Source organism: Streptomyces sp. NBC_00250, assembly GCF_036192275.1.
Taxonomy (GTDB): domain Bacteria; phylum Actinomycetota; class Actinomycetes; order Streptomycetales; family Streptomycetaceae; genus Streptomyces.
In genome coordinates, this window is record NZ_CP108088.1 from 2,161,665 (window position 1) to 2,185,409 (window position 23,745).

General features: G+C 71.3%; 19 protein-coding genes. 8 read left to right on the forward strand and 11 right to left on the reverse strand.

Translation table 11 applies throughout. The annotated features are described in order from the left end of the window. Positions 1 to 69: 69 nt before the first annotated feature. Positions 70 to 804: a helix-turn-helix domain-containing protein gene (locus OG259_RS09720; RefSeq protein WP_328941899.1), complete on the reverse strand. Its 735-nt coding sequence runs from the start codon at positions 802 to 804 to the stop codon at positions 70 to 72. A 243-nt stretch (positions 805 to 1,047) separates the two neighbouring features. Here OG259_RS09720 and OG259_RS09725 point away from each other — a divergent pair, with 243 nt between their 5' ends. After that, positions 1,048 to 1,719, forward strand: a complete 672-nt coding sequence (locus OG259_RS09725) for a DUF4097 family beta strand repeat-containing protein (RefSeq protein WP_328941900.1) — start codon at positions 1,048 to 1,050, stop codon at positions 1,717 to 1,719. Positions 1,720 to 1,837: 118 nt separating this feature from the next. Here OG259_RS09725 and OG259_RS09730 read toward each other — a convergent pair whose 3' ends face one another. Together OG259_RS09730 and OG259_RS09735 are read right to left on the reverse strand one after the other, a co-directional pair. After that, on the reverse strand, positions 1,838 to 4,261 hold the full coding sequence (locus OG259_RS09730; protein WP_328941901.1) for an RICIN domain-containing protein: 2,424 nt from the start codon (positions 4,259 to 4,261) through the stop codon (positions 1,838 to 1,840). 250 nt (positions 4,262 to 4,511) lie between these two features. After that, the gene (locus OG259_RS09735) at positions 4,512 to 5,963 is read right to left on the reverse strand and encodes an RICIN domain-containing protein (protein ID WP_328941902.1); all 1,452 of its coding nucleotides are present in this window, start codon (positions 5,961 to 5,963) and stop codon (positions 4,512 to 4,514) included. Positions 5,964 to 6,354: 391 nt separating this feature from the next. Between OG259_RS09735 and OG259_RS09740 the strand changes: the two genes are divergently transcribed. Beyond that, positions 6,355 to 7,350, forward strand: a complete 996-nt coding sequence (locus OG259_RS09740) for a LacI family DNA-binding transcriptional regulator (RefSeq protein WP_328941903.1) — start codon at positions 6,355 to 6,357, stop codon at positions 7,348 to 7,350. A gap of 421 nt (positions 7,351 to 7,771) precedes the next feature. Here OG259_RS09740 and OG259_RS09745 read toward each other — a convergent pair whose 3' ends face one another. Next, positions 7,772 to 8,788, reverse strand: a complete 1,017-nt coding sequence (locus OG259_RS09745) for a LacI family DNA-binding transcriptional regulator (RefSeq protein ID WP_328947038.1) — start codon at positions 8,786 to 8,788, stop codon at positions 7,772 to 7,774. A gap of 312 nt (positions 8,789 to 9,100) precedes the next feature. On the opposite strand from OG259_RS09745, the gene OG259_RS09750 reads away from it, so the two are divergent. The 4 genes from OG259_RS09750 (at position 9,101) to OG259_RS09765 (ending at position 13,893) form a co-directional block, all read left to right on the forward strand. Next, complete coding sequence (locus OG259_RS09750) at positions 9,101 to 10,027, forward strand: carbohydrate ABC transporter permease (RefSeq protein WP_328941904.1); 927 nt, start codon at positions 9,101 to 9,103, stop codon at positions 10,025 to 10,027. A 4-nt stretch (positions 10,028 to 10,031) separates the two neighbouring features. After that, entirely contained in the window at positions 10,032 to 11,033 is a 1,002-nt protein-coding gene (locus tag OG259_RS09755; protein WP_328941905.1) for a carbohydrate ABC transporter permease, read from the forward strand. An 82-nt stretch (positions 11,034 to 11,115) separates the two neighbouring features. Then, positions 11,116 to 12,459, forward strand: a complete 1,344-nt coding sequence (locus OG259_RS09760) for an ABC transporter substrate-binding protein (protein ID WP_328941906.1) — start codon at positions 11,116 to 11,118, stop codon at positions 12,457 to 12,459. A gap of 153 nt (positions 12,460 to 12,612) precedes the next feature. Beyond that, complete coding sequence (locus tag OG259_RS09765) at positions 12,613 to 13,893, forward strand: radical SAM protein (RefSeq protein WP_328947039.1); 1,281 nt, start codon at positions 12,613 to 12,615, stop codon at positions 13,891 to 13,893. 120 nt (positions 13,894 to 14,013) lie between these two features. Here OG259_RS09765 and OG259_RS09770 read toward each other — a convergent pair whose 3' ends face one another. After that, positions 14,014 to 15,531, reverse strand: coding sequence for an MFS transporter (locus OG259_RS09770; RefSeq protein WP_328941907.1), 1,518 nt, complete (start codon positions 15,529 to 15,531; stop codon positions 14,014 to 14,016). A 157-nt stretch (positions 15,532 to 15,688) separates the two neighbouring features. Here OG259_RS09770 and OG259_RS09775 point away from each other — a divergent pair, with 157 nt between their 5' ends. Then, a complete protein-coding gene (locus OG259_RS09775) occupies positions 15,689 to 16,414 on the forward strand; it encodes a TetR/AcrR family transcriptional regulator C-terminal domain-containing protein (RefSeq protein ID WP_328941908.1) in 726 nt (241 codons plus the stop codon). Here OG259_RS09775 and OG259_RS09780 read toward each other — a convergent pair. The 4 genes from OG259_RS09780 to OG259_RS09795 all read right to left on the reverse strand — a co-directional run bounded on the left by OG259_RS09780 (position 16,363) and on the right by OG259_RS09795 (position 19,375). After that, on the reverse strand, positions 16,363 to 17,763 hold the full coding sequence (locus OG259_RS09780; protein WP_328941909.1) for an MFS transporter: 1,401 nt from the start codon (positions 17,761 to 17,763) through the stop codon (positions 16,363 to 16,365). The two genes, OG259_RS09775 and OG259_RS09780, sit on opposite strands and share 52 nt — an antisense overlap. A 118-nt stretch (positions 17,764 to 17,881) precedes the next feature. Further along, the gene (locus OG259_RS09785) at positions 17,882 to 18,241 is read right to left on the reverse strand and encodes an ArsR/SmtB family transcription factor (protein WP_266898189.1); all 360 of its coding nucleotides are present in this window, start codon (positions 18,239 to 18,241) and stop codon (positions 17,882 to 17,884) included. 90 nt (positions 18,242 to 18,331) lie between these two features. Continuing rightward, complete coding sequence (locus tag OG259_RS09790; protein ID WP_328941910.1) at positions 18,332 to 18,538, reverse strand: cold-shock protein; 207 nt, start codon at positions 18,536 to 18,538, stop codon at positions 18,332 to 18,334. 240 nt (positions 18,539 to 18,778) lie between these two features. Continuing rightward, positions 18,779 to 19,375, reverse strand: a complete 597-nt coding sequence (locus OG259_RS09795) for a TetR family transcriptional regulator (RefSeq protein ID WP_328941911.1) — start codon at positions 19,373 to 19,375, stop codon at positions 18,779 to 18,781. A gap of 184 nt (positions 19,376 to 19,559) precedes the next feature. On the opposite strand from OG259_RS09795, the gene OG259_RS09800 reads away from it, so the two are divergent. Continuing rightward, positions 19,560 to 21,080 carry a right-handed parallel beta-helix repeat-containing protein gene (locus tag OG259_RS09800; RefSeq protein ID WP_328941912.1) on the forward strand — a complete coding sequence of 507 codons (1,521 nt, stop codon included), beginning with the start codon at positions 19,560 to 19,562 and terminating at the stop codon, positions 21,078 to 21,080. 29 nt (positions 21,081 to 21,109) lie between these two features. Here OG259_RS09800 and OG259_RS09805 read toward each other — a convergent pair whose 3' ends face one another. Then, on the reverse strand, positions 21,110 to 22,414 hold the full coding sequence (locus tag OG259_RS09805; RefSeq protein ID WP_328941913.1) for an amidohydrolase: 1,305 nt from the start codon (positions 22,412 to 22,414) through the stop codon (positions 21,110 to 21,112). Then, positions 22,411 to 23,709 carry an MFS transporter gene (locus OG259_RS09810; RefSeq protein WP_328941914.1) on the reverse strand — a complete coding sequence of 433 codons (1,299 nt, stop codon included), beginning with the start codon at positions 23,707 to 23,709 and terminating at the stop codon, positions 22,411 to 22,413. Before OG259_RS09810 ends, OG259_RS09805 begins: the two co-directional genes overlap by 4 nt. Between the last annotated feature and the right edge of the window lie 36 nt (positions 23,710 to 23,745).

Consider the following 23,745-nt stretch of genomic DNA (forward strand, 5'->3'; position numbering starts at 1 on the left):
CGTACGCGTGTCGGGCCCCCGATTCCCGTACGCCGACCGAGGATCACGGCACCGCGATCCGCACGCGGTTCAGTCGGTGTCGTCCGCGGCCGTCGCCGCGGGTTTCGCGTGGAGGATCTCGCGGGCCTGCTCGGCGGCGCGCGCGGTGCTCTCGGAGACGAACTGGAGGAAGCGGGCGATGTTCTCCAGGCGGACACCGGCCGGAGTGGCGGGGCCGAGGACGCCGACGCCCTCGCGTGCCGTTTCGACTATCCGAGCGGTGGACCGGGCGCTCGCCATCATCGCCTCGTACCAGACGTCGTTGTCGACGATGTAGCGCTCGCGGCGCCGCTCGTCGCGCTCCCTGCGGACCATGCCCTGGCCCTCCAGGAACGTGATCGCCTTGGAGATGGACGCGGGACTGACCTGGAGGCGCTGGGTGAGTTCCGACGCGGTGAGGCTGCCCGTGTCGGCGAGGCAGAGGGAGCTCATCACCCGGGACATCATCTGGGGCATGCCCGACTGCATCATGACGGTGGTGAACACCTCCTCGTACGCTTGCACGGCCTCGGCATCGCGTCCGTGGGCCTGCGGGAGCACCGTCGCGTCCCGGACGGCGGGCTGCTTGCGGCGGGCCCGCCGTTCGGTCGCGCGGTGGGCGAGGTCGGAACGGTAGGCGGTGGGGCCGCCGTTCCGCATGACCTCACGCGTGATCGTCGAGGTCGGACGGTCGAGACGCCTGGCGATCTCGGCGTAGGCGAGGCCGTCGGCCAGTCCCAGCGCGATCTGCTGACGTTCCTGCTGGGTGAGTCTGCCGCCCGGCATCGCGGTCTCCTTCGTGGTCCGTGGAGTCCTCACTATAGCGTTCACTCTCAATTCATTGCAATGATCACATGCGAGGTTGTTGCGTTAAGCTCAAAACCATTGCAATGAATTCCAGGCCTCTACCTGCCATAACAGCAATTTGACGCAACGGAGTCGTTGTCATCATGGTGAATGCAACGTAGCTTTTCCCTCATCGGAAACGGTGAGCCCGGGAGTGGGCCCGCCCCATGAAGGAGAAGAACCTTGCAGAAGTTCGCCGCCACCGCCGCGATCATCACCGTCCTCGACATCCCCGCCGGGCGCATCCAGCTCATCGCCGCCGACCGTGACGACGCCACCGTCGACATCCGGCCCGCGAACGCCGCCAGGTCCGCCGACGTGAAGGCCGCCGAGCAGGTCTCGGCCGAGTACGCCGACGGGATCCTGCGGATCACCGCCGCCCCGGCCGGGAACCGGCTCCTGGGCGACTCCGGAGCGGTCGAGGTGACCGTCCAGCTGCCCGCCGGCTCCCGGATCGAGGCGAAGACCGCCGCCGGCGACCTCCGCGGCGTCGGACGCCTCGGCGACGTCACCTTCGAAGGCGCACAGGGCACCGTCACCCTCGACGAGACCGCCACCGCCCGCCTCACCCTCCTCGCCGGCGACATCACCGTCGGCCGCCTCGGCGGCGCCGCCGAGATCAGCACCCAGAAGGGCGACCTCCGCATCACCGAAGCCGTCACCGGCTCCGTCGTCCTGCACACCGAGTCCGGCGGGATCACGGTCGGCGCCGCCCGCGGCGTCTCCGCCACCCTCGACGCCGGCACCGCCTACGGCCGCGTCCACAACGCCCTCACCAACACCGACGGCCCCGCAGCAAGCCTGAACATCCACGCCACCACCTCCTACGGCGACATCACCGCCCGCAGCCTGTGAGGAGGCCTGGCCCTGTCCCGCCCCGAGGGCGGCGTACACCGACATCGCGTCAACGCTCTGTCGGAGTACGCCGCCCCGTCGGCGTTCCCGGCCGTCCTTCCGGCCGCAGTCGCGACCGTCAGCCGAACCGCAGCTGCTGGTTGGTTCCGCCGTCGCAGGTGTACTGGCGCAGGGCGATCCCGTCGGCCGCCGAAGACCCGGCCACATCGAGGCACTTGGCGCTGTGCCGAGCCATGAGCGTGACATGGCCGGCGGTGGTCGCCCGTACCGCCCATTCCTGGTTCCGGCCGCCGTTGCAGGCGTACTGGAACACCTGGGCGCCGTCGGCGGCCGAAGAGCCGCTGACGTCAAGGCACTTACCGCTGTGCCGGGCGACGACGCTCACGTACCCGGTCGCGGCGGGCCGGAGCGACCACTGCTGGTTCGCTCCCCCGTTGCACCCGTACTGGACGACGGACGTGCCGTCGGACGTCGAACCTCCCACCACGTCGAGGCACTTGGCGCTGTGCCGGAACACCGGGGTCCGCCACGCGCCGGCCGCGGCGGGACGGAAGGTCCAGGACTGGTTGGCCCCGGCCGTCGGCCGGTAGACGCCCGCCTCGGCCCCGTCGTGTGTCGCCGCGCCGAAGACGTCCAGGAGGAGACCGGACGCACTGTTGACGAGTGCGGCGTGGCCGTCGCCCGTCGTCGAGCGCATCCACCGCTGTTCGGCGCCGGTCCCGGGGGCCGCGAAGCCGAGCGCCCCGGACGCGACCGCGAGCGCCTTGCCCGTACGGACGTTGGTCACGCGGTAGGTGGCCGTGCTGCCCCAGTCGGTCGCCGCGAGCTTGGTGAGGGTCCACTGCTGGGCGGAGTCCGCCGGGTTCGACGTGCGCTGCACCGGAAGGTCCTTCCCGGCGGCGGTGGTGACGGCGAGGGCCATCCCGCTGTGGTCGTTGAGGATCTGCCGGGCCGCTCCGACGGGCGCGCTCGTCGCGGCGGTGTTCACTCCCGTGACGCCCGGCAGGACGAAGGTGGTGACGGAGCCGGCTCCGACGGTGGCCTTCAGCGTCCTGCCCGCCGTGGCGAGGTCCGTACCGCGCTGGACGTCTCGGGTGGCGTCGGTCGTGTACCGCTCGACGGTTCCGCCGACGGACCCGAAACCGTCCAGGTCCAGAGTGAGTTCGCGGGCCGTTCCGCTGCGGTTGGTGTGGACGAGGACGAGCCCCTGCCCCCCGGGCCGTACCGCCGCCAGCGTGTCGGGGTCGTCGGTGGCGAGGACGCGGGCGCCGGGCCGGACGAAGCGGCTGTACTGCGCCATCACCCCGAACTTCTTGTTCTTCCGGATCGGTTCGGTGGCCGCGTCGGCCGGGGTGAAGTCGGCCTGGATCAGGCCCCAGTTGGAGTTCTCCCGGCCCGGCGTCATGTTCTCGTAGTCCTCGACGGCCTGCCACAACACCCAGGCGCTGGGCTCCAGTTCCCTGATGTCGTCGTTGATCCGGCGGGCCAGGTCGAGACCCGGGCTCATGTCTGTGAAGCTCTGCGGCACGCTGCCCCCGAGGTCCACCTCCGACATCCACAGCGGGGTGGCCTCGCCCTTGGCGATGTCGCGGACTCCGGTGCGCCCGCCCGTCCCGTACGTGTGGGTGTTGATCCGGCCCACGGAATCGCGGACGGCGGGTGCGTACTGCTCCCAGTTCGCGCGGGCCGTCGACGGGTTCGTCTCGTCCATGGCGGCGATGGGTGTGGTGACGCCCCGGGCGTCGAGGGTGGCACGCAGGGTGCTGATCATCCGTGCCTGGGAGGCGGGGTCCCAGTGGGAGCCCTCCTGCCGTCCGCCGGCCCGCCAGTAGTCGGTGTCGGGTTCGTTGACCGGGGAGATCGAGTCGAAGGTGACGCCGGAGCCCTGTTCGGCCCTGCGGAGCGAACCGGCGAGGTAGGCGGCGAACCGCTCGTACTGGTCGGAGCGGAGGTTGTCCTGCCGGGGGTCCGCCGCGCCGGAGACCAGACCGCTGCGGGTCATGAAGTACGGGGCGGAGTTGGAGAAGGCCTCGAAGGTGTCGGCGCCCCGGGCCTTGGCGGCGGAGAGCCACCACCGCTGGTTGGCGTCGGCCCGGTCGTTCCAGTGGGCCGGGTTGTCCGGGTCCCACCAGTCGGGGGACTCGGCTCCCGGCCGGTTCCAGTAGCCGGGCACGGCGCCGCCCGGTCGCATGTAGGGGACGGTCTCGGGGCTGTCGCCGCCGCCGATGTTGTAGCGGGCGACGGTGAATCCGAGCCCGTCCGCGCCGTAGAGGGCGTCCGCGAGGGCGTTGCGCTGCGCGTCCGGCCAGCCGCCGGTGACGTTGGCGAACCAGGCGAGGGCGGTCCCCCACCCTTCGAAGGCGGGCTGCTGGTAGCTGGGATCGGGGCGCACGGTCAGCGCGTCGGCGTCCGGCGCGGCGGGCGCGGAGTTCGCCGGGGCGGCGAGGAGGCCGGGCAGAACGAGCGCGGAGGCTGCGGCAAGGGAGCCGAGTCGGGTACGGCGACGGCGCCCGGAGGCCTTGCGGACGTGTGGGGACTGCACGTGTTCACTCCCTGAGGGGGTGCGGGTGACGAGGTCGTGGCCGGGCCCTGGGCACGGGCCGGGCCGGTGGCGCGGAACGAGGGACGTTCGTCCCGCGCCGGTCCGGTGTTCTGCGGGGTTCTCGCGCGTGCTCTGCGGGGGTTCCCGCGCGTGTTCTGCTGGCGTCTCATGCGTGTTCTGCGGGCTTCTCGCGCGGTGGCGCTCCTGCAGCGGCGTCCGAAGCCGTGCGGCGTCCCAAGCCGTGCGGCGTTCAGACCGCCGTACGGCTCCACCGCTGGTTGGTGCCGGTGTTGCAGGTCCACTGGACGAGCGGGGTCCCGTCGGCCGTGGACGTGTTGGTGACGTCGAGGCACTTGCCGCTGTGCGCGGCGACGAGCTGGACGCCCGTGCTCGCGCCGACCGCGCTCCACCGCTGTCCGGCACGGCCGTCGCAGGGGTACTGCGCGACCGCGGCGCCGTCGGCGGTCGAACCGCCGCTCACGGTGAGGCACTTGCCGCTGTACCGGGCGACGATCTGCACCCGGCCGCTGCCGGTGCTCCGGAGCCAGAACTGCTGGTTGACGCTGTTGCCGCCGCAGCTCCACTGGATCACGGCACCGCCGTCGGCGGTGGACCGGTCGGCGACGTCGGCACACTTGCCGCTGTGCGCGGCGGTGAGGGTCTCCCAGCTGCCGAGGCCCTTCACCGTGCCGGCGGCCGTGTCCACGGAGATCTGCGGGAAGTAGTCCATGGTCATGGTCGTCTTCGTGGGGAAGCGGAGCGGCAGCCAGACGTACTGCGAGTCGTTGACGTTGCCGCCCATGGAGTTGCCCCAGCGGTCGCCGAGGTAGAGGTACGAGGTGCCGGAGGTGCCCTGGACGGGCAGGACGTAGGCGGTCTGGGAGCCGTACGCGGTCCCGTCGCCGATGTCCTTCAGGCCGCTCCAGGTGCCGGTGACGCTGGTCGCGGTGCCGTACTTCTGCTGGTTGGGGGACCAGCCGGTGGCGCCGGAGGTGAGCAGGAAGTAGACGCCGTCGCGCTGGAACAGGGCGGGCGCCTCGCGCCACTGTCCGGGCCAGAGCTTCTGGACCTGGGAGGCGATGCCGGTGTAGTCGGCCGTCAGTCGGTAGACGTGCAGGTCGGCGTTCTCGTTGGCGGCGGAGATCATGTAGCCCGCGCCGTCGGTGTCGACGAAGGTCGTGATGTCACGGGACATGTGGCCGAGCGGGCGGAAGCTGCCGAGCCAGGTGTAGTCGCCGTCGACGGTGGAGGAGACGGCGACCGCGGCCCGCGCCTCGCCGTAGTCGGTGGCGTTCTCCTTGTGCATCCACATCACGAACTGCCCGGTGGCCGCGTTGTACATGACCTTGGGGCGCTCGATGTTGGCCGACTGCAGCTCGGGGTGGGTGCTCTGGGTGAGGACGTGGCGGCGGAACTCCCAGGTCCTCAGGTCGGTGGAGCGGTAGGCGGAGACGTACCGGAAGGTGTTGTCGGCGTTCCGGTTCTCGCCGAACCAGTAGTAGTACGAGCCGGCCTTGACGACTCCGCCGCCGTGGGCGTGCACGGGGTTGCCCGCCGGGTCGGTGAACGTGGTGGCGTTGGTGACGGTCGCCGTGGCGGCGTGGGCCGTACCGGCCGGGCCGAGGAGGGAGCCGAGAAGGGAGAAGAGGACGGCACAGAGCGCAGTGAGCACCGTGAACGTCCCCGAGGGAGTGCGTCGCATGATCGCGTACCTCGTGGCTGTGGGGAGGGAGAAAAGGGGGAAGGCGATGCGGGGCGGCCGGACGCACCGGAGGGTGCGGGGAGCTGGCCGGGGGCGGAACGCGCACGCCGAGTCCTGGACGAGCGCCGGGTTTCGCGGAGGTGCCACCCTTCGATGTTCGCGTTAACACGAGCGCTTCGGTGGAGAGTCTGGGAGGGGCGAATCGGACTGTCAAGGAATCGGACGACATCCGCCGAGGGTTTGACCGACCCTCATGTTTGCGTCAACATGCACGGAGTACGGTTGCCCGCGCGCGCGGTCGGCCCCCAGCTCCCTGCGGAAGGTCGCGTGCGTGGTGACGGACAGGAAGACGAAGTCCCCGCGGTCGCGGCCTGCCCGGCAGTGGCCCTCCATGGCGGACGTCGCCACGATGGCGGGCGTCTCCTCGCAGACCGTGTCCCGCGTGGCGAACAACCGTGAGAACGTCGACGCGAACACCCGCGAGAAGGTGCTCTCAGCCATGCAGGAGCTCGGCTACCGTCCCAACACGGCGGCCCGCGCCCTGGTCACCGGCCGGTTCGGAGCCCTGGGCGTGGTCAGCTTCGACGTCGGCGCGCACGGCAACGCCCGCACCCTCGCCGCGATCGCCGACGCCGCCCACGAGGCCGACTTCTCCGTCAACTTCATGGGCGTACGGGCACAGACCGAGGCCGCGGTGCGGCGCGCGTTCCAGCACCTGATGCTGCAGTCCGTCGACGGCATCGTGCTCGTCGAGTCGCAGATGCTCGACACGCCCTCCCTCCGTCTCCCACCGTCGATGCCGGTGGTCGTGGCCGACGGCGACACCGGCCACCGCTACCCCCATGTCGACTTCGACCAGGCCCACGGCGCCCACAGCGTGGTGAGCCACCTCCTCGGCCTCGGGCACCGGACGGTCTGGCATCTGGCGGGCCCGCGCGACTCGTTCGCGGCGCGGCGGCGCGCCGAGTCCTGGCAGCGGACCCTGACGGCGGCGGGCGCGCCCGTACCCCCGGTGCTGTACGGGGACTGGTCGGCGGAGTCCGGCTACCGGGCGGGCCTCGGCATCGCCCGCCGCCGGGAGGTGACCGCCGTCTTCGCCGCCAACGACCAGATGGCGCTCGGGATGCTGCGGGCCCTGCGCGAGTCGGGGCGTGACGTGCCCGGGGACATCAGCGTGGCCGGGTTCGACGACATCGCCGAGGCCGCCTACCTCCATCCGCCGTTGACGACGGTGCACCAGGACTTCGAGGTGGTCGGCAGGCACTGCGTCTCGCTGCTGCTCGACCAGATCGAGGGACGCACGGACGGCCCCCGCCGCAGGGCGGTGGAACCGGTTCTGGTGGTCCGTTCGAGTACGGCCCCACCACCACCGGACACCTCGGCCTGAGCCCCCACACAGCCCTGCACCGAGCCGCCCCGCCGACCTCGACCAAGCCCCCACGCGCCGCCTCACCCGACCCGCCGACCTGGGCCTCACTCCCCCACGCGCCCCCTGACTCGACCTGCCACATCGACCTGAGCCGGCACACGGCCGTGCACCGACCCGCCGACCTCGACCAAGCCCCCGCACGACGCCTCACCCGACCCGCCGAGACCTCGACCGAGACCCCACACGCGACCCCCGACTCGACCCGCCACATCGACCTGTACCGGCACGCCGCCCCTCCCTCGCCCCGCCCCGACCGCGCCCCCGACCTCCCTCTCGGCCCACGCGGCCCACGCGCCACCACCTCGACCTCGCCCCCCGTACCGCCGCCAGAACGCGCAGGTCGCGGGCGTCGACGGCACCACCCTCCAGCTCGGCTTCCCTACCTCGACCGGCCCCTCGTCCCCGGGCCCTCCGGACCCCCCGGCGCCCCCGTGCTCGCCCGTTCCGTCAGGGTCGTCGGGACGAGGCGTACACCCGTCACCGTCTCCCCCCGCAGTTCGCGCAGCACCGCGTCCACGCACAACTCCCCCACCTGGGCGAAGTCCTGGCGCACGGTCGTCAGCGGCGGGATGAAGGAGGCCGCCTCCGCGATGTCGTCGAAGCCGACGACGCTCACGTCCTCGGGCACCCGCCGCCCCCGCTCGTGGAAGGCCCTGAGCACGCCGAGCGCCATCTGGTCGTTGGCAACGAACACCGCGCCGCAGTCGGGCTCGTCGGCGAGCCGCAGCCCCGCCTCGTATCCGGACTCGGGGGTCCAGTCCCCTCGGAGGACGGGCGGTACCTTCCGCCCCTCCTCGCGCAGGACGGCCTCCCAGGCCTCCGCGCGGCGGCCGGCCGCGAAGGACTCCTCGGGTCCCGCGACGTGCCACACGGTGGCGTGCCCGAGGTCGAGCAGGTGCCGCACCGCCGTGCGGGCGCCCTGCCGCTGGTCGGTGTCCACGACCGGGAAGCGGCCGGTGGCGTCGGAGTCCACCACGACCACCTTGACGTGCGGGGGCAGGGTGAGCGCGGCGGTGTCGAGGAGGTGGACCTCCATGATGAGCACGACGGCGTCGACGGCCAGTTCGTCGAGCCGGGTGAAGGCTCCCCTGACGTTGTCCTGGGTGGGCGCGTCGAGCGGGATGAGCGTGACGGCGTATCCCGCGCGGGAGGCCGATCCGGCGATGGCCTCAAGGGTGCGGACGTTGCCGGTGCTGGAGAGGCCCATGGTGATCACGCCGATGGCACGGAACTCGCCTCGCTTGAGGGCGCGGGCCGCGCTGTTGGGCCGGTAGCCCAGCTGTTTCATGGCGTCGAGGACCTTCGTGCGGGTGCTCTCGACGACGGCCGCGTCGCCGTTGGAGACGCGGGAGACCGTCTGCGAGGAGACCCCCGCGAGCTGGGCGACGTCCGCCATGGAGACCCGGCGCGGCCTGCCTCTCGCCCCTCGTGGGCCGCCGCCCCCGGCCGTCGTCGACCCACCGGCCGTGTTCTTCTCCGCCACCCGAATCCCTCTCATTCACCGCTGCTTCACGCTTGACGCCCCCCAGTGGGAGTGTCACCATCACGCTACCGATGATTACGTAAACATTTCTCGTCGGCCAGCCCTCGCGAGGCCGATTTCCGGCCGCCAGGCCCGCACATCTCGCTCCCCTCGCACCGTCTTCGTCTCTCCCGCTCCGCTCCCCGTCTCCGGACCCGCTCGGTCACCGACGCAAGGACCCCAGCCATGACGCTCCTGTCGACGCGCGCTACGGCAGCACCACCGCCCCGCCCACGAGCCCGCTTCCGTCTCCGCAAGGAGGCCCTCGTGGGCTGGGGATTCGCCGGCCCGTTCGTCGCGGTCTTCGGCCTCGTCTTCCTCGCGCCGATCGGATACGCGCTGTACCTGAGCCTCTTCCAGGACCGGCTCATCGGCGGCACCTCCTTCGTCGGGCTCGACAACTACGGCAAGGCACTCACCGACCCCCGCTTCTGGGAGGGTCTGACCCGGGTCGGCCTCTTCCTCCTGGTCCAGGTGCCGGTGATGCTGGGCATCGCCCTGCTCGTCGCCCTCGCGATCGACAGCGGCCGGCTCTACGGCAAGGCCTCCTTCCGCGTCTCGATCTTCCTCCCCTACGCCGTGCCCGCCGTCGTCGCCAGCCTCATCTGGGGCTTCATGTACGGCACGCGGTTCGGCCTCGTCGGGAACGTCAACGACGCGTTCGGGATCGCGCTGCCGGACCCGCTCTCCCCCTCCCTGGTCCTCGCCTCCATCGGCAACATCGTGACCTGGGAGTTCGTCGGGTACAACATGCTGATCTTCTACGCCGCCCTCAAGGTCGTGCCCCGCTCGCTCTACGAGGCCGCGGCGATCGACGGCGCCGGCGAGTGGCGGGTCGTCACCTCGATCAAACTGCCCGCGATCCGCAGCGCGCTCGTCATCGCCACGATCTTCTCGATCATCGGCAGCTTCCAGCTCTTCAACGAGCCGAGCATCCTGCAGAAGCTCGCTCCCAACGCCATCACCAGCGACTTCACCCCCAACCTCTACACCTACTCGCTGTCCTTCTCGGGCCAGCAGCACAACTACGCGGCGACCGTGGCGATCGTGATGGGTGTCCTCACCGCGATCATCGCCTACGCGGTCCAGCTGCGCGGCATGCGGAAGGGCTGAGCCGATGACCACCTCCCTCACCAGCACGGTCTCCGGATCCGGAACCCCATCCGCCGCCGGTTCGCCCGGCGCCGACACCGACGCGAAGGCCGGCACCCGCACCCTCACCCGCACCCGCACCCGCACCGCGAAGCGCCGCAAGCGTCCCCCGCACACCCCGCTCCACCCCCGCCCCAGCGTGCCGCTGACCCTCGTGACCGGCCTGGTCCTCGTCTACACCCTGCTCCCGCTCGCCTGGCTGGTCATCAACGCGACCAAGGACCAGAACGGGCTCCTCGACTCCTTCGGCCTCTGGTTCGCCGAGGACAGCCACTTCTGGGACAACATCGGCCGGACCCTCACGTACGACGACGGTGTCTTCGTCCGCTGGCTGCTCAACACCCTCATGTACGTCGTCGCCGGCGCGGGCGGCGCCACGATCCTCGCCGTCCTCGGCGGCTACGCCCTCGCCACGTACGACTTCCCCGGCCGCCGTGCGGTGTTCGCGGTGGTCCTCGGGGCCGTGGCCGTACCCGGCACCGCCCTCGCCGTCCCCACCTTCCTGATGTTCAGCAACATGGGACTCACGAACACCCCGTGGGCGGTGATCATCCCGTCCCTGATCTCGCCCTTCGGGCTCTATCTGATGTGGGTCTTCGCCGCCGAGTCCGTCCCCACCGAACTCCTGGAGGCCGCGCGCATCGACGGCTCCGGCGAGCTGCGCACCTTCTTCACCATCGCGCTGCCGCTGCTGATGCCGGGGACCGTCACCGTGCTCCTGTTCTCGATGGTCGCGACCTGGAACAACTACTTCCTTCCGCTGATCATGATCAAGGACCCCGACTGGTACCCGCTGACCCTCGGCCTCAACGCCTGGAACGCGCAGGCGCAGACGGCGGGCGGCGAGGCCGTGTTCGACCTCATCATCACCGGCTCCCTGCTGACGATCGTCCCGATCGTGGCCGTGTTCCTGCTGCTCCAGCGGTACTGGCAGTCCGGCCTGGCCGCGGGCAGCGTCAAGGAATAGCGCCCACTCCTCCTCTTTCCTCCTTCCTCTCTCCTCACCCTCCTTCCCCTCCCCTCCGCACCCTCGACCAGGAGCACAGCCCATGAGAAAGCACACCACCCGCAGACTCCTCGGCGCCCTCGCCGTCGTCTCCACGCTCGTGCTGACCGCCACGGCCTGCGGCGGCGGCGACGCCTCCGACGGCGGTGCAGGCGGCAGCAGCCCGAAGGACGTCGAGGCCGCGCTGGCGAAGGGCGGAAAGGTGACCGTGTGGGCATGGGAGCCCACGCTCAAGAAGGTGGCGGAGGACTTCGAGAAGAAGTACCCGAAGGTCGACATCGAGCTGGTCAACGCGGGCACCGGCGACAAGCAGTACACCGCCCTGCAGAACGCGATGGCGGCGGGCTCCGGTGCCCCCGACGTGGCACAGGTCGAGTACTACGCCCTGGGCCAGTTCGCCATCGGCAAGTCCGTCGAGGACCTCTCCTCCTACGGCGCCCGGAAGTACGGCACGACGTTCACCTCCGGCCCGTGGAACGCGGTCACCGAGGAGGAGGCCATCTACGCCCTGCCCATGGACTCCGGGCCGATGGCGTTCTTCTACAACAAGAAGGTCTTCGACAAGCACGGCATCGAGGTGCCGACCACCTGGGACGAGTACGTGGAGGCGGCCCGCGCCCTCCACAAGGCCGACCCCAAGATCTTCATCACCAACGACACCGGCGACGCCGGCGCCACGACCAGTCTCATCTGGCAGGCCGGCGGACGGCCGTACAAGACGGACGGCACGGACGTCACCGTCGACTTCGGCGACGAGGGCACCAAGAAGTACACCGCCACCTGGCAGAAGCTCCTCGACGAGAAGCTGGTCGCGCCGATCAGCTCGTGGAGCGACGCCTGGTACAAGGGCCTGGCCGACGGCTCCCTCGCCACCCTCTCCATCGGCGCCTGGATGCCGGCCAACCTGACCTCCGGGGTCGCCTCCGCCTCCGGCGACTGGCGGGTCGCCCCGCTGCCGCAGTGGACGAAGGGCGACAAGGTGAGCGCGGAGAACGGCGGCAGCTCGCTCGCCGTGCCGAAGGCCGCCAAGAACAAGGAACTGGCCTACGCCTTCACGGAGTTCGCGACCACCGGTGCCGGTGCGAGCTCCCGGGTCGCCGCGGGCGCCTTCCCCGCCACGCGCGCGGACCTGGAGTCGAAGGCGTTCCTCGACACCCCGTTCCCGTACTTCGGCGGCCAGAAGGCCAACCGGATCTTCGCCGATTCCGCCCGCGACGTGGGCGCCGACTGGTCCTACCTGCCGTACCAGGTGTACGCGAACTCGATCTTCAACGACACCGTGGGCAAGGCGTACGTCTCCCCCACCACGATCACCGACGGCCTGAAGAAGTGGCAGGAGGCCTCGGTGACGTACGGCAACGACCAGGGCTTCACCGTCAACAAGTAACCACCGCCGCCCGTCCGGCCGCGCCGGGGTCCCGGTCGCGGCCCCGGACGCGGACGCGCGTAGCGTGAGACGCGTCGGCTCCGTCGTCTCTCACCTGGAGATCCGCCTGTGTCCAGCGCCGCCCCGACCCGCACCGCCGTCGTCGAATCCCTCATGGACCGCTTCCCCGGAGTCCCTCCGGAGGCCGTGTTCAAGGAGGACCTGCTGCGCGGCGGGCTCGCCTTCGACCCGTCCGCGCTGTCCGGGAACGAGGGGGGTGAGGTGAAGCCGAAGTCGTACTTCATCTTCTCCTTCGACCACCGGACGCTGCCGGAACTCGGGGAGGCGGCGCTGAACCGCCCGCCGGAGGAGATCGTGCTCACCGGCGGTCCGTACGAGCTGCGTCGCACGGTGGTGTCGGTACGGGTCAACCCCTCGTCCCCGTACCGGGTGGCGCCCGACGGCGACGGGGCGCTGGCGCTGTTCCTCGACGGGGTCAAGATCGCCGACGTCGGTCTGCCGCCGATGCCGGAGTACTACCGGCACCCGCTGTCGAACGGCAAGTCCGTGATGGAGGTCGCCCCGACCATTCAGTGGGGTTATCTGATCTACCTCACGGTCTTCCGGGTCTGCCAGTACTTCGGCGCCAAGGAGGAGTGCCAGTACTGCGACATCAACCACAACTGGCGCCAGCACAAGGCGGCGGGCCGCCCGTACACCGGGGTGAAGCCGGTCGACGAGGTCCTGGAGGCGCTGGAGATCATCGACCGTCACGACACCGCCCGTACCTCGACCGCCTACACCCTCACGGGCGGCGCGGTCACGTCCCAGGTCGGCGGGAAGGACGAGGCCGACTTCTACGGGCAGTACGCGCGCGCGATCGAGGAGCGCTTCCCCGGCCGCTGGATCGGCAAGGTCGTCGCGCAGGCCCTGCCGAAGGAGGACGTCCAGCGCTTCCACGACTACGGCATCCGGATCTACCACCCGAACTACGAGGTGTGGGACCGCCGGCTCTTCGAGCTGTACTGCCCCGGCAAGGAGCGCTACATCGGCCGGGACGAGTGGCACCGCCGGATCCTGGACTCCGCCGAGATCTTCGGGCCGCGCAATGTCATCCCGAACTTCGTCGCGGGCGTCGAGATGGCCCGCCCGTCCGGGTTCCTGACCGTGGACGAGGCGATCGCCTCCACCCGGGAGGGGCTGCGGTTCTTCATGTCGCGCGGGATCACGCCCCGCTTCACCACCTGGTGCCCGGAGCCGACCACCCCGCTGGGCCGCGAGAACCCGGACGGGGCGCCGCTGGAGTACCACCTGCGACTGCTTGAGGCGTACACGGCGACGCTGCAGGAGTACGGACTGACGGCGCCGCCCGGGTACGGGCCCGCCGGCCCCGGCCGCGCGGTGTTCTCGGTCAGCTCCTTCATGGACGCGCTTCCGCCCGCTCCGGGCGAGTGACGGAGCCAGAGCCGAAACCGGAGTCGGAGTCGAAACCGAAACCAGGGTCGGGGTCGGAGTCGGAGTGAACGGGAAAGAGCCGGTGCCCTTGCGGGGGCACCGGCTCTTTGCCGCGTGGGGTCAGGCCACGAGCTCCGTCTCGCCCTTCGGGTCGGCCGTCGGGTCGGCCGTCGGGGCCGGCTTGCCGTCACGCATCACCAGGGTGGCGAGGACGGCCGCCGCGAGGACACCGACGGCGCTGATGGTGAAGGTGGTGGCCATCGAGGAGGCGAAGGCCTCCTTGGCGGCGTCGATCAGACCGGTGTCGCCCTGGGCGGTGGCCAGTGCGCCGCCGATCGACTGCTTGGCCTGCTCGGGGGCGTCGGCCGGCATCTCGGAGCGGAAGGTGCTGGTGAGGAGCGAGCCGAGGATCGCGATGCCGAGCGCGGTGCCGGCCTGCTGGATGGTGTCGTTCAGGGCGGAGCCGACGCCCGCCTTCTCCGCGGGGATGGTGCTCATCAGCGCGCCGACGGCGGCCGGCATCGCGAGGCCGGCACCGAGGCCGAGGAGGCCGAGGGCGACGGCCGGGACGGTGAAGCCGGAGTGGGCGTCGACCGTGGTCAGCAGGGCGAAGGAGCCGGCCATGGTCAGCATGCCGGCCAGGATCAGGAGGCGGTTGCCGATCTTCGCGGCGAGGCCGGCGCCTGCGCCGTTGCCGATGAGGGCGGCGACGGCGAGCGGGACGAAGGCGAGACCGGCCTTGACCGGCGAGTAGCCGAGGACGAACTGCAGGTACTGGGTGAGGACGAGGAGCAGGCCGCCGTTGCCGATCTGCACGAGGGTCAGCGAGAGCGAACCGCCGCTGAAGTTGTGGTGCTTGAAGAGGACCAGCGGCACCATCGGCTCCGGGGTGACGTTCTCCCAGATCACGAATCCGCCGAGGGTGACGACCGCGACCGCCAGGGTGATGAGACCACGGCCGTCGAAGGCGCCGTGCTGCGGGATCTCGATGATCCACCAGATCATCGCGGTCATGCCGACCGCCGAGAGGATCGCGCCGAGCGGGTCGGGCTTCTGCCACGGCCCCTTCGACTCGGGCATCAGGGTGAGGGCGGCGAGGACGGCGAGGACGACGACCGGGACGTTGATGAAGAAGATCGACTGCCAGGAGAAGTGGTCGATCAGGAAGCCGCCGAGGACCGGGCTGCCGACCAGACCGAGCATGGAGACCGAGCCCCAGGCCGCCATCGCCTTGGGGCGCTCGTCCTCGTCGAAGACGGTGATGAGGATGGAGAGCGTGGAGGGCATGATCAGCGCGCCGCCGATGCCCATGGCGACCCGGGCGGCGATGACCTCGCCGGGGGTCGTGCAGACCGTCGCGGCCAGGGAGGCCGCGCCGAAGAGCAGCAGGCCGATGATCATGATCTTGCGGCGGCCGAAGCGGTCGCCGAGGCTTCCCGAGGTGAGCAGGAGTCCCGCGAAGACCAGGATGTAGGAGTCCAGGATCCACTGGATGTCCTGGGCACTCGCCCCGATGCCCTCCGTCATGGACGGAACCGCGACGGTCAGCGCCATGCTGTCGACCACCAGGACCAGGGTGCTGAGGCACAGCACGACCAGGATCCACCAACGGCGTGGGTTGCGGTTTCGGGTTTCCATGGGACTTCCCCCTCGGCTTCGGAAGCGCTCGGCTTCCGTCGGCGCTCGTTTTCCTTCGATGCGAACACTGTACGCAGCTGCGCACACTGTTCGCAAGCCCCGATCGCTGTACGCTGGATGCGAACGCCGTACGCACAGAAGCGCATCGAGGAGGACCATGGCCGCCAAGGCGAATCCCGTTCCGTCCGTATGGGCACGACAGCAGTCCGCCCCCGACCAGCCCGCGCTCAGCCGGGCGGCGATCGTCCGCGAGGCGATCGCCATGCTCGACGCCGACGGCATCGAGGCGCTGAGCATGCGCAAGCTCGGCGCCCGCCTGAACGCGGGCGCGACCTCCCTCTACCGGCATGTCGCGACCAAGGACGAGCTGATGGAACTCGCCGTGGACGAGGTCGCGGCCGAGTTCACCGTCCCGCCGCCGGGCAGCCCCTGGCGCGCCGCCGTCACCGAGGCCTCGGTCTCGTTCCGCGCGACGGCCCTGCGCCACCCCTGGCTCTCGTCCGTCCTCGGACAGGCGGGCCTCGCCTATCTGGGCCCCAACCTGATGTCGTACTCGGAGCGGCTCGCCGGCCTGTTCACGGCCGCCGGTTTCCCGGAGCCGAGCCGCGCGATCGACACGGTCATGTCGTACGTGATCGGCATGAGCACGACGGAGGCGGCCTGGCTCAGCACGGTCGCGCGCTCCGGGAGGACGGAGGGGGACCTCATCGCCAGCCTGATGCCGGCCGCCCAGCAGGCGGCGGCCGGGCACGACCACCTCACCGAGGCGTACGCGGACGCCGCCGTCCACGCGACGGTGGACCCGGTCGCGATCCGGGACGAGAAGTTCTTCTACGGACTGGAAGTGGTTCTGGACGGCCTGGAGATGCGGCTGCCGCGCTGAGGTGAGGCGGGGGCCGGGGCCGCTGCCGCCCCCGGATCCGCTTCCGTCCGACGATCCTCCTCCGTCCTCGGGTCCGCTTCCGTCCGACGATCCCCTTCCACCCTCGGGTCCATTTCCGTCCCGGGATCCGTTTCCGCGTCCGGCCACATGCGCGCCGCGCCCGCGGCCCCCGCCAGGGCCACGGCGGCGAGTGCGGCCGCCGCGGTGGCCGGGCCCGCCGTCGCGGTGAGCCAGCCGGCGAGCGGGTAGGTGAGCAGCCAGCAGGCGTGCGAGAGGGAGAACCGGGCCGCGAAGGCCGCGAGCAGGTCGTCGCTCCGGACGGAGCGGCGCACCACCCGGCCGGCCGGGGTGAGGACCGCGGAACCCGCCGCGCCGGTGATCAGCCAGACGGTGAGCAGGGCCGGCCAGGACCAGGCCCCCGTCGGGACCATGAGACCGAGGGCCAGCAGCCCCAGGGCCCCGGGCAGGACGAAGGCGGCCCGCGCCATGACCGCGCGGTCGCCGGTCCGCTCCAGGACGCGAGGCAGGAGCAGCGCCACCGCCATCGAGCCCGCGCCGTACGCGCCGAGGGCGAGCGGTACGTGTCCGGCAGGGCGGCCGAGGGTGTCCCGGACGAGGATCACGGTGTCGACCAGGACCACGGCCCCGGCCGCGGCGACGGCCAGGTCGAGGGCGAGGAGGGCCCGCAGGCGCGGGGCGGAGAGCACGAGCCGGATCCCGGAGACGGCTCTGGCGTACGCACGCGGGCAGGGGGCACCGCCGTCGGCGGGCTTCGGGTCCGCCCCGGGGAAGGCCGTCGCGCGGACCAGGAGGGCGGAGGCGAGGAATCCCGTGGCGGTGCCGGTGAAGAGCCAGGTGTACGGGACGACGGTCAGCAGTGCGGCGGCGAGCATCGGGCTCGCCAGGCTCTCCAGGTCGTAGGCGAGCCTGGCGAGCGACAGGGCTTCGGTGTAGTCGCGTTCGTCGGGCAGCACCTGCGGGATCGTCGCCTGGAAGGCCGGGGTGAAGGCGGCCGAGGCGGCCTGGAGCAGCAGGATCAGGACGTACACCTGCCAGATCCGGCTGACGAACGGCAGCGCGAGGACGACCGCCGCGCGCACCAGGTCCATGGAGGCGAGCAGGGCCCGCCGGGGTACGCGGTCGGCGAAGGCGGCGACGAGCGGGGCGAGCACGACGTACGCGGCCATCTTGATCGCGAGGGCGGTGCCGAGGACGGCGGCGGCGTTCGCGCCCGCCAGGTCGTACGCGAGGAGGCTCAGGGCCACGGTCGCCAGGCCGGTGCCGGTGAGGGCGACGACCTGCGCGCCGAACAGGCGGCGGTAGGTGGGGTTGCGCAGCACGGACAGCATGAGGACGCCCCCGGTCGGCCACGGCGGACTGCGGACGTGTCCAACGTAGCCGACGTGTGCATGATTGCGCACACGTTGACGCCAGGAGGTCCCCGCCAGGAGGCCTTCGAGGGGCCCCTCAGTCGTGCCAGGGCTCCCCGCTCACCTCGTGGTCGGCGCGGCTGATCGCCTCGACCACCAGTCGTTTCAGATGGCCGTCCGGCATCGCGTACACGACCCGGCGTCCGTCCTTGCGGGACTGGACGAGGCCGGCGAGGCGCAGCTTGGCCAGATGCTGGCTGACGGCGGGGCGGGCGGCCCCGCAGGCCTCCGTCAGGGCGGTCACATCGGCCTCGCCCCGAGTGAGGAGCCACACAAGGTGCAGCCGGGTGGGGTCGGAGAGCAGGCCGAACACCTCCGCCGCCGCGGAGAGTTCGAGCGCTCCCGGCGTCCGCTCGTGCGGACGGGGGACGGCCGCGGGGTCCAGGCGCTCAGACATGGGCCCATGGTAGGCAGACGAGCCGGTCCCGACCCCAGGGCCCGTGGACCCGGGCACCGTCCGCTCGTGGATGACGCCGCCCGTCCCGTGTCAGATGCGCAGTTCCTTCGCCTCGAAGCGGCCGTCACCCAGGACCAGGACGAAGGAGACCTGCTGACCCTCGGAGACCGTGCGCCCCTCGCCTTCGATGTCCTCGGCGCTGAAGTAGACCTGCTCCTCGGAGCCCACGGGGACGACGAATCCGTACCCGCCGGCACGGTTGAAGGACTGAACGAACCCCTTGCTTCTGCCTTCCACGGCGGCCTCCTCGTCGTCATCGGCGACACGGCCGGGCGGGGCGAGGGGCCCGCTCGGCCGCATCCGCGTCTCACGGGACTTGTACCCCGTCCGCCCGCCGCTCGCCCGCCGGGCCCGGACCCCGGGCGCCGGCCGCCGCCCTTGTGTACGAACCACACCCCGGAGTCTCGTACAATATTCAACAGAGGCCTGGTGTCGGAGATCCCCCGTGTCCGACACCAGGCCTCTTCATGCCCTCCGTCAGGCCCGGCCGCCCGGGTGGGCGATCCTCGCCGTGATCGCGGCGATGCGCCGCGCCGACTCCTCCGGGGAGGCCACCGGCTGGACGATGTGGCTGACCGTGAGCCGCACGATCGTCTCGACGGCGAGCCCGCGGGACTCCTCGTCCACCTCGGGCCAGGCCTCGATCGCGTAGGCGTCGAGCATCGCCATCGCCGTACCGAAGACCGGCTCCGGGCGGGTCGTGAGATAGGCGAGCAGATCGTCCTCACCGCCGCGCGCCGCGACCAGGACGCCCTTGACGAGGGGGTTGTCCACGGCCTGCTGGAGCGTGTAGCCGACCCCGGCGGCGGCCGCCGCCTCCAGGTCGCCCCGGTGGGCGTCGAGTTCGCGCTGGATGCCGAGCAGGAAGCCCTCCAGCTCGCGCTGGACCAGGGCCTTGCCGATGGCCTCTTTCGAGCCGAACTCGTTGTAGAGGGTCTGACGGCTGATGCCGGCGGCCCGCGCGACGGCGGTCATGCGCAGCCCGCCCCAGCCGTCGGCGGCGACGAGTCGGTAGGCGGCGTCGAGCACCTGCTCGCGCAGCAGGGACCGAACACTTTCACGAAAGCGTGTCATCGTGAGGCCACTTTATCGATCGGGGACCGTCCGGCCGTCCCGCAGGGCCCGCCTCGACCACACATGAGTCGACCAATCAACCGCCCCCTGATCGATATTCGATCAATCGACACTTTTACATTGACTCGATCACAGGGCCCACCTAGCTTCTGGCGGCACCAGACCACGAGAAAGGTGTCGCTTCATGACCATGGAGCCAACTCCGGGGCGGGGTAGGGCGATCGGTGGGCCCGTCGCCGTCGCGTTCGCCCTCGCGCTCGCCCTCACCGGCGGCCCCGCCCTGACCGCCGTGCCCGCCTCGGCCGCCGGGAGCACCACGTACCTGGACTGCTCGCGCACGGACGCCGGCGACGGCAGCCAGGCCTCGCCCTTCAACAGCGTCGCCCAGGCGAACGCGAGGACGTACGCGGCCGGGGACACGCTCGCCCTCGCGTCCGGCACCACCTGCACCGGGTCCCTCGCCCCCAAGGGCAGCGGCACCGCCGCCGCCCCCATCACGCTCACGAGTTACGGCACCGGCGCGCTGCCCGTGATCGACGGCGACGGCGCCCCGGACACCGTCTCCCTGACCAACCAGGACCACTGGCGGATCAGCAACCTCAAGCTGACCAACCCCGCCGCCTCCCTGGCCCGTCGCACGGGGCTGCGGATCTCCGCCACCGACGGACGGGCGCACCGCGGCTTCGACATCGGCTACCTGGTCGTCGACCGTGTCGCCGGCCAGACCAGCAAGAACAGCCCTACCACCGAGGACTTCGTCCAGTCCGCCGGCATCGTCACGGGGGCGAGCGGCACCAACTCGACCCTCAACGACGTCCACGTCCACCACAACCAGATCAGCAACACGGGCGGGGGCGGCCTCAAGATCCGGGTCGGTGCCATGGCGGTCAAGGGCTCCGGGGTCCTGATCGAGCACAACGCCGTCAAGGACGTCGGCGGCGACGGCATCATCGCGAGTTACGCCGACGCGCCCATGATCCAGTACAACAACGCCTCCGGCGTCGGCAACGGCGTCTACCCCTTCTCCGGCGGCAACTTCGCCGGCATCTGGGTGCTCGGCGACCACAACCCGACCATCCAGAAGAACGCCGTGTACGGCATCACCAGGATGTCCGTGGCCGACAGCCAGGCCTTCGACTGCGACTGGGGCAACACCGGCACCTGCACGATCCAGTACAACTTCAGCCGCGACAACATCGGCGGCTTCTTCCTCGACTGCGACGGCTGCGGCACCATCGGCGGCGCCCGGCAGGTCATCCGCTACAACATCTCCGAGAACGACTGCCGGATGAGCAGCGTCAGCGCGGGCCGGTCCGCGCTGCACATGTACAACAACGTCCTCTACTGCACGGACAGGAAGTTCAGCATCACGCTCCCCGACGAGAGCGTCGTCGAGAACAACATCTGGGTGGGCACCACCGACTCCCGGCTGCCCACGGCCGCGGGGATCTCCTGGCTGTGGAACGTCTTCCAGGGCGTGCCGAGGCCGACCGCCAACGGCATCGTGGGCGACCCGCAGTTCGTGAACCCCGGCACCGGCGGCGACACCATCCACTCCGTCGACGGCTACAAGCTCCGTGCCACGTCCCCGGCGTTGAACAACGGCTCCGTGATCAGCGGCAACGGAGGCCGCGACTACTGGGCGAACCCGGTGTCCGCGACCTCCAAGCCGCACCGCGGCGCGTACAACGGCCCCGGTCTGTAGCCCGCCCCGCGTCCCCGGACCGGCCGGTGTCAGGCGCCGGGGACGGTCGTCCTCGTCAGCCACGGGGCGGCGGCCGCGAGCAGCGCGGTCACGCCGAGCGGGATCGTCGGCCCGGGTACGGGAGCGAAGTGCGGCGAGTGGTTGGCGGGGACGGTGTCGGGGAGGCCGTCCTCCAGGAGCGAGTCGGGGTCGACGTCCGCGTAGAGGGCGGGGTCGGCGCCACCGAAGTGCCAGAAGACGGAGGGGACGCCGAGCGCGGTCCCGAAGGTGCCGAAGTCCTCGCTGCCGGTGATGATCTGAGTGAGCGTGAAGACCCGCCCCTCACCCAGGACCTCGGTGAGGGAGTCCTGCACGACGGCGGTCGCCCCCGCGTCGTTGGCGGTGACCGGGAAGGAGTTGAGCGGGGTGAACTCCGGCTCCTTGGGGGCGCCCGAGGCGACGGCCTCGGCCCGGACGATGCGCGTGACGGCGGCCAGGATCCGGTCCCGTACGGCCGGGGTCGTCGAGCGGACGTTGATCCACAGCTCGGCGGTGTCCGGGATGATGTTCTCCTTCGTCCCGGCGTGCAGCGAGCCGACGGTGACGACACCTGTCTGGGCGGGGCCGATCTCCCGGGAGACCACCGTCTGCAGCCGCATCACGACGGCCGCCGCGAGCACCACGGGGTCGACGGCCGTCTCCGGGGAGGAGCCGTGCCCGCCCCGGCCGAAGAGGGTCACCCGGAAGTTGTCGGAAGCCGCCATCACCGGTCCCGGCCGGGTCCCGAAGAAGCCGACCGGGGCGGGGGCCACGTGCTGGCCCAGACAGACCTCGGCGCGCGGGAAGCGGTCGAGGAAGCCGTCCTCGATCATGGCGGGCGCGCCGCCGATCTCCTCGGCCGGCTGGAAGACGGCGACGACGGTGCCGTGCCAGGCCTCCCGGTGTGCGGCGAGCTGGCCGGTGGCGCCGAGCAGACAGGTGACGTGCATGTCGTGCCCGCAGGCGTGCATGACGGGCACTTCGTTGCCGTCGGGGTCGGTGCCGGTGGCGGTGGAGGCGTACGGGAGTCCGGTCTCCTCCTTGACGGGGAGGGCGTCCATGTCGGCGCGGAGCAGGACGACGGGGCCGGGGCCGTTGGCGAGGACGCCGACGACTCCGGTACGTCCGACGCCCTCGGTGACCTCCCAGCCCTGGGCCCGCAGCAGCCCGGCGACGACACCGGCGGTCCGGAACTCCTGGAACGAGAGCTCGGGGTGGGCGTGCAGGTCCTCGTAGAGGGCGAGCAGCTCGGGCAGCCGCGCGTCGAGGCCGGAGAGGAGCGGGGCGACGGACGTGACTGCGGTCTCGACGGTCATGCGGAGTCCTTTGCGGTGCTGAGGGACGGGGACGGGGAGGCCGACGGTTCGTCGGCGGCGGCGCGGAAGGCGGCCGCGTCCTGTGGGGTGAGGCAGGCCATGACGGCGGCGATGAGCGCGCCGAGGACGAGGAAGCCGAAGGCGACCTGGAAGGAGAAGGCGTCGGCGAGGGCTCCCATGACGGGCGGGGCGACCATGCCGGCGACCTGGCCGCCGAAGATGACGACGGCGCTGCCCACGCCCACGTGGGCCGGGGAGAGACCGGCGAGGGGGACGGCGAAGATCGGCATGTAGGCGAGGGAGGCGGCGAACACGGCGACGGTGCCGAAGACGACGAAGCCGGGGACGGACGGCGCGTTCGCCATGAGGAGCAGGGCGACGGCCGCGACGGCCATGCCGGGGACGATGATCCTGCGGTGGTGGCCGCCGAGCCGGTCGGCGAGCCGGCCGCCGAGGACGGTGGCGATCGCGGCGCCGAGCGCGGGGACGGCGATGAGGGCTCCGGCGGAGGTGAGGGAGACGCCGTGTTCCTCGCCGAGATACGACGGGACCCAGGTGTTGAGGCCCCAGACGATGGTGTTGTAGCCGAACATCATGAGGGCGAAGCGCCACAGGACGCCCTTGCGCAGGATCGCGCGGAGGGCGGGGCGGGCGGCCCCGGTGGCGGCGTCCTCCGCACCGTCCGTACGGGGCAGCGGGGCCGGGAGCCAGAGGCGTACGGCGAGGAGGGCGAGGATGCCGAGGGCGGCGGTCGACCAGAAGGCCGAGCGCCAGCCGAAGACGGCGACGAGCGGGGCGACGGTCAGCGGGGTGATGACGGCGGCGAGGGCGTTGGAGCTCATGACCGTGCCGTTGGCACTCATGCGTTCCTCGGGCCGGGTGCGCTCGACCAGGACCTTCATGGCCGCGGGCGGGAAGATCCCCTCGGCCGCGCCGAAGGCGAAGCGCAGGGCCAGCAGTACGGCGAAGGACCAGGCGAAGCCGGTGAGGGCGGTGAAGACCGACCAGGTCAGCAGTGCCCAGAGGGTCACCCGTCGGCCGCCGAACCGGTCGGCGAGCAGGCCGCCGGGGATCTGGCAGAGGGCGTAGGCGAGGAAGAAGGCGGAGACGACGAGGCCCTGCTGGGTGCGGTCGAGGTCGAACTCGGCGCCGAGGGAGGGCAGGACGAGGTTGATCACGAGCCGGTCGGCGTAGTCGACCAGCCAGGCCGCGAAGAGCAGGACGACCGTGACGCGGACGGTTCTGCGGTGCGCGGACGGCGCCACGGGGGACGCGGGAAGGGTCGGAGCAGGCACGGTACTCCTCTCGCCGGTGGCCGAATCTGGTGGTCG

What these genes read in the sequence shown, in the direction of transcription:
- OG259_RS09735 (WP_328941902.1), bottom strand. Translation starts at nt 5,963, where the DNA reads ATGCGACGCACTCCCTCGGGGACGTTCACGGTGCTCACTGCGCTCTGT.
- OG259_RS09765 (WP_328947039.1), top strand. Translation starts at nt 12,613, where the DNA reads ATGGACCGCTTCCCCGGAGTCCCTCCGGAGGCCGTGTTCAAGGAGGAC.
- OG259_RS09760 (WP_328941906.1), top strand. Translation starts at nt 11,116, where the DNA reads ATGAGAAAGCACACCACCCGCAGACTCCTCGGCGCCCTCGCCGTCGTC.
- OG259_RS09770 (WP_328941907.1), bottom strand. Translation starts at nt 15,531, where the DNA reads ATGGAAACCCGAAACCGCAACCCACGCCGTTGGTGGATCCTGGTCGTG.
- OG259_RS09775 (WP_328941908.1), top strand. Translation starts at nt 15,689, where the DNA reads ATGGCCGCCAAGGCGAATCCCGTTCCGTCCGTATGGGCACGACAGCAG.
- OG259_RS09805 (WP_328941913.1), bottom strand. Translation starts at nt 22,414, where the DNA reads ATGACCGTCGAGACCGCAGTCACGTCCGTCGCCCCGCTCCTCTCCGGC.
- OG259_RS09750 (WP_328941904.1), top strand. Translation starts at nt 9,101, where the DNA reads ATGACGCTCCTGTCGACGCGCGCTACGGCAGCACCACCGCCCCGCCCA.
- OG259_RS09780 (WP_328941909.1), bottom strand. Translation starts at nt 17,763, where the DNA reads ATGCTGTCCGTGCTGCGCAACCCCACCTACCGCCGCCTGTTCGGCGCG.
- OG259_RS09745 (WP_328947038.1), bottom strand. Translation starts at nt 8,788, where the DNA reads ATGGCGGACGTCGCCCAGCTCGCGGGGGTCTCCTCGCAGACGGTCTCC.
- OG259_RS09720 (WP_328941899.1), bottom strand. Translation starts at nt 804, where the DNA reads ATGCCGGGCGGCAGACTCACCCAGCAGGAACGTCAGCAGATCGCGCTG.
- OG259_RS09785 (WP_266898189.1), bottom strand. Translation starts at nt 18,241, where the DNA reads ATGTCTGAGCGCCTGGACCCCGCGGCCGTCCCCCGTCCGCACGAGCGG.
- OG259_RS09755 (WP_328941905.1), top strand. Translation starts at nt 10,032, where the DNA reads ATGACCACCTCCCTCACCAGCACGGTCTCCGGATCCGGAACCCCATCC.
- OG259_RS09800 (WP_328941912.1), top strand. Translation starts at nt 19,560, where the DNA reads ATGACCATGGAGCCAACTCCGGGGCGGGGTAGGGCGATCGGTGGGCCC.
- OG259_RS09795 (WP_328941911.1), bottom strand. Translation starts at nt 19,375, where the DNA reads ATGACACGCTTTCGTGAAAGTGTTCGGTCCCTGCTGCGCGAGCAGGTG.
- OG259_RS09740 (WP_328941903.1), top strand. Translation starts at nt 6,355, where the DNA reads ATGGCGGACGTCGCCACGATGGCGGGCGTCTCCTCGCAGACCGTGTCC.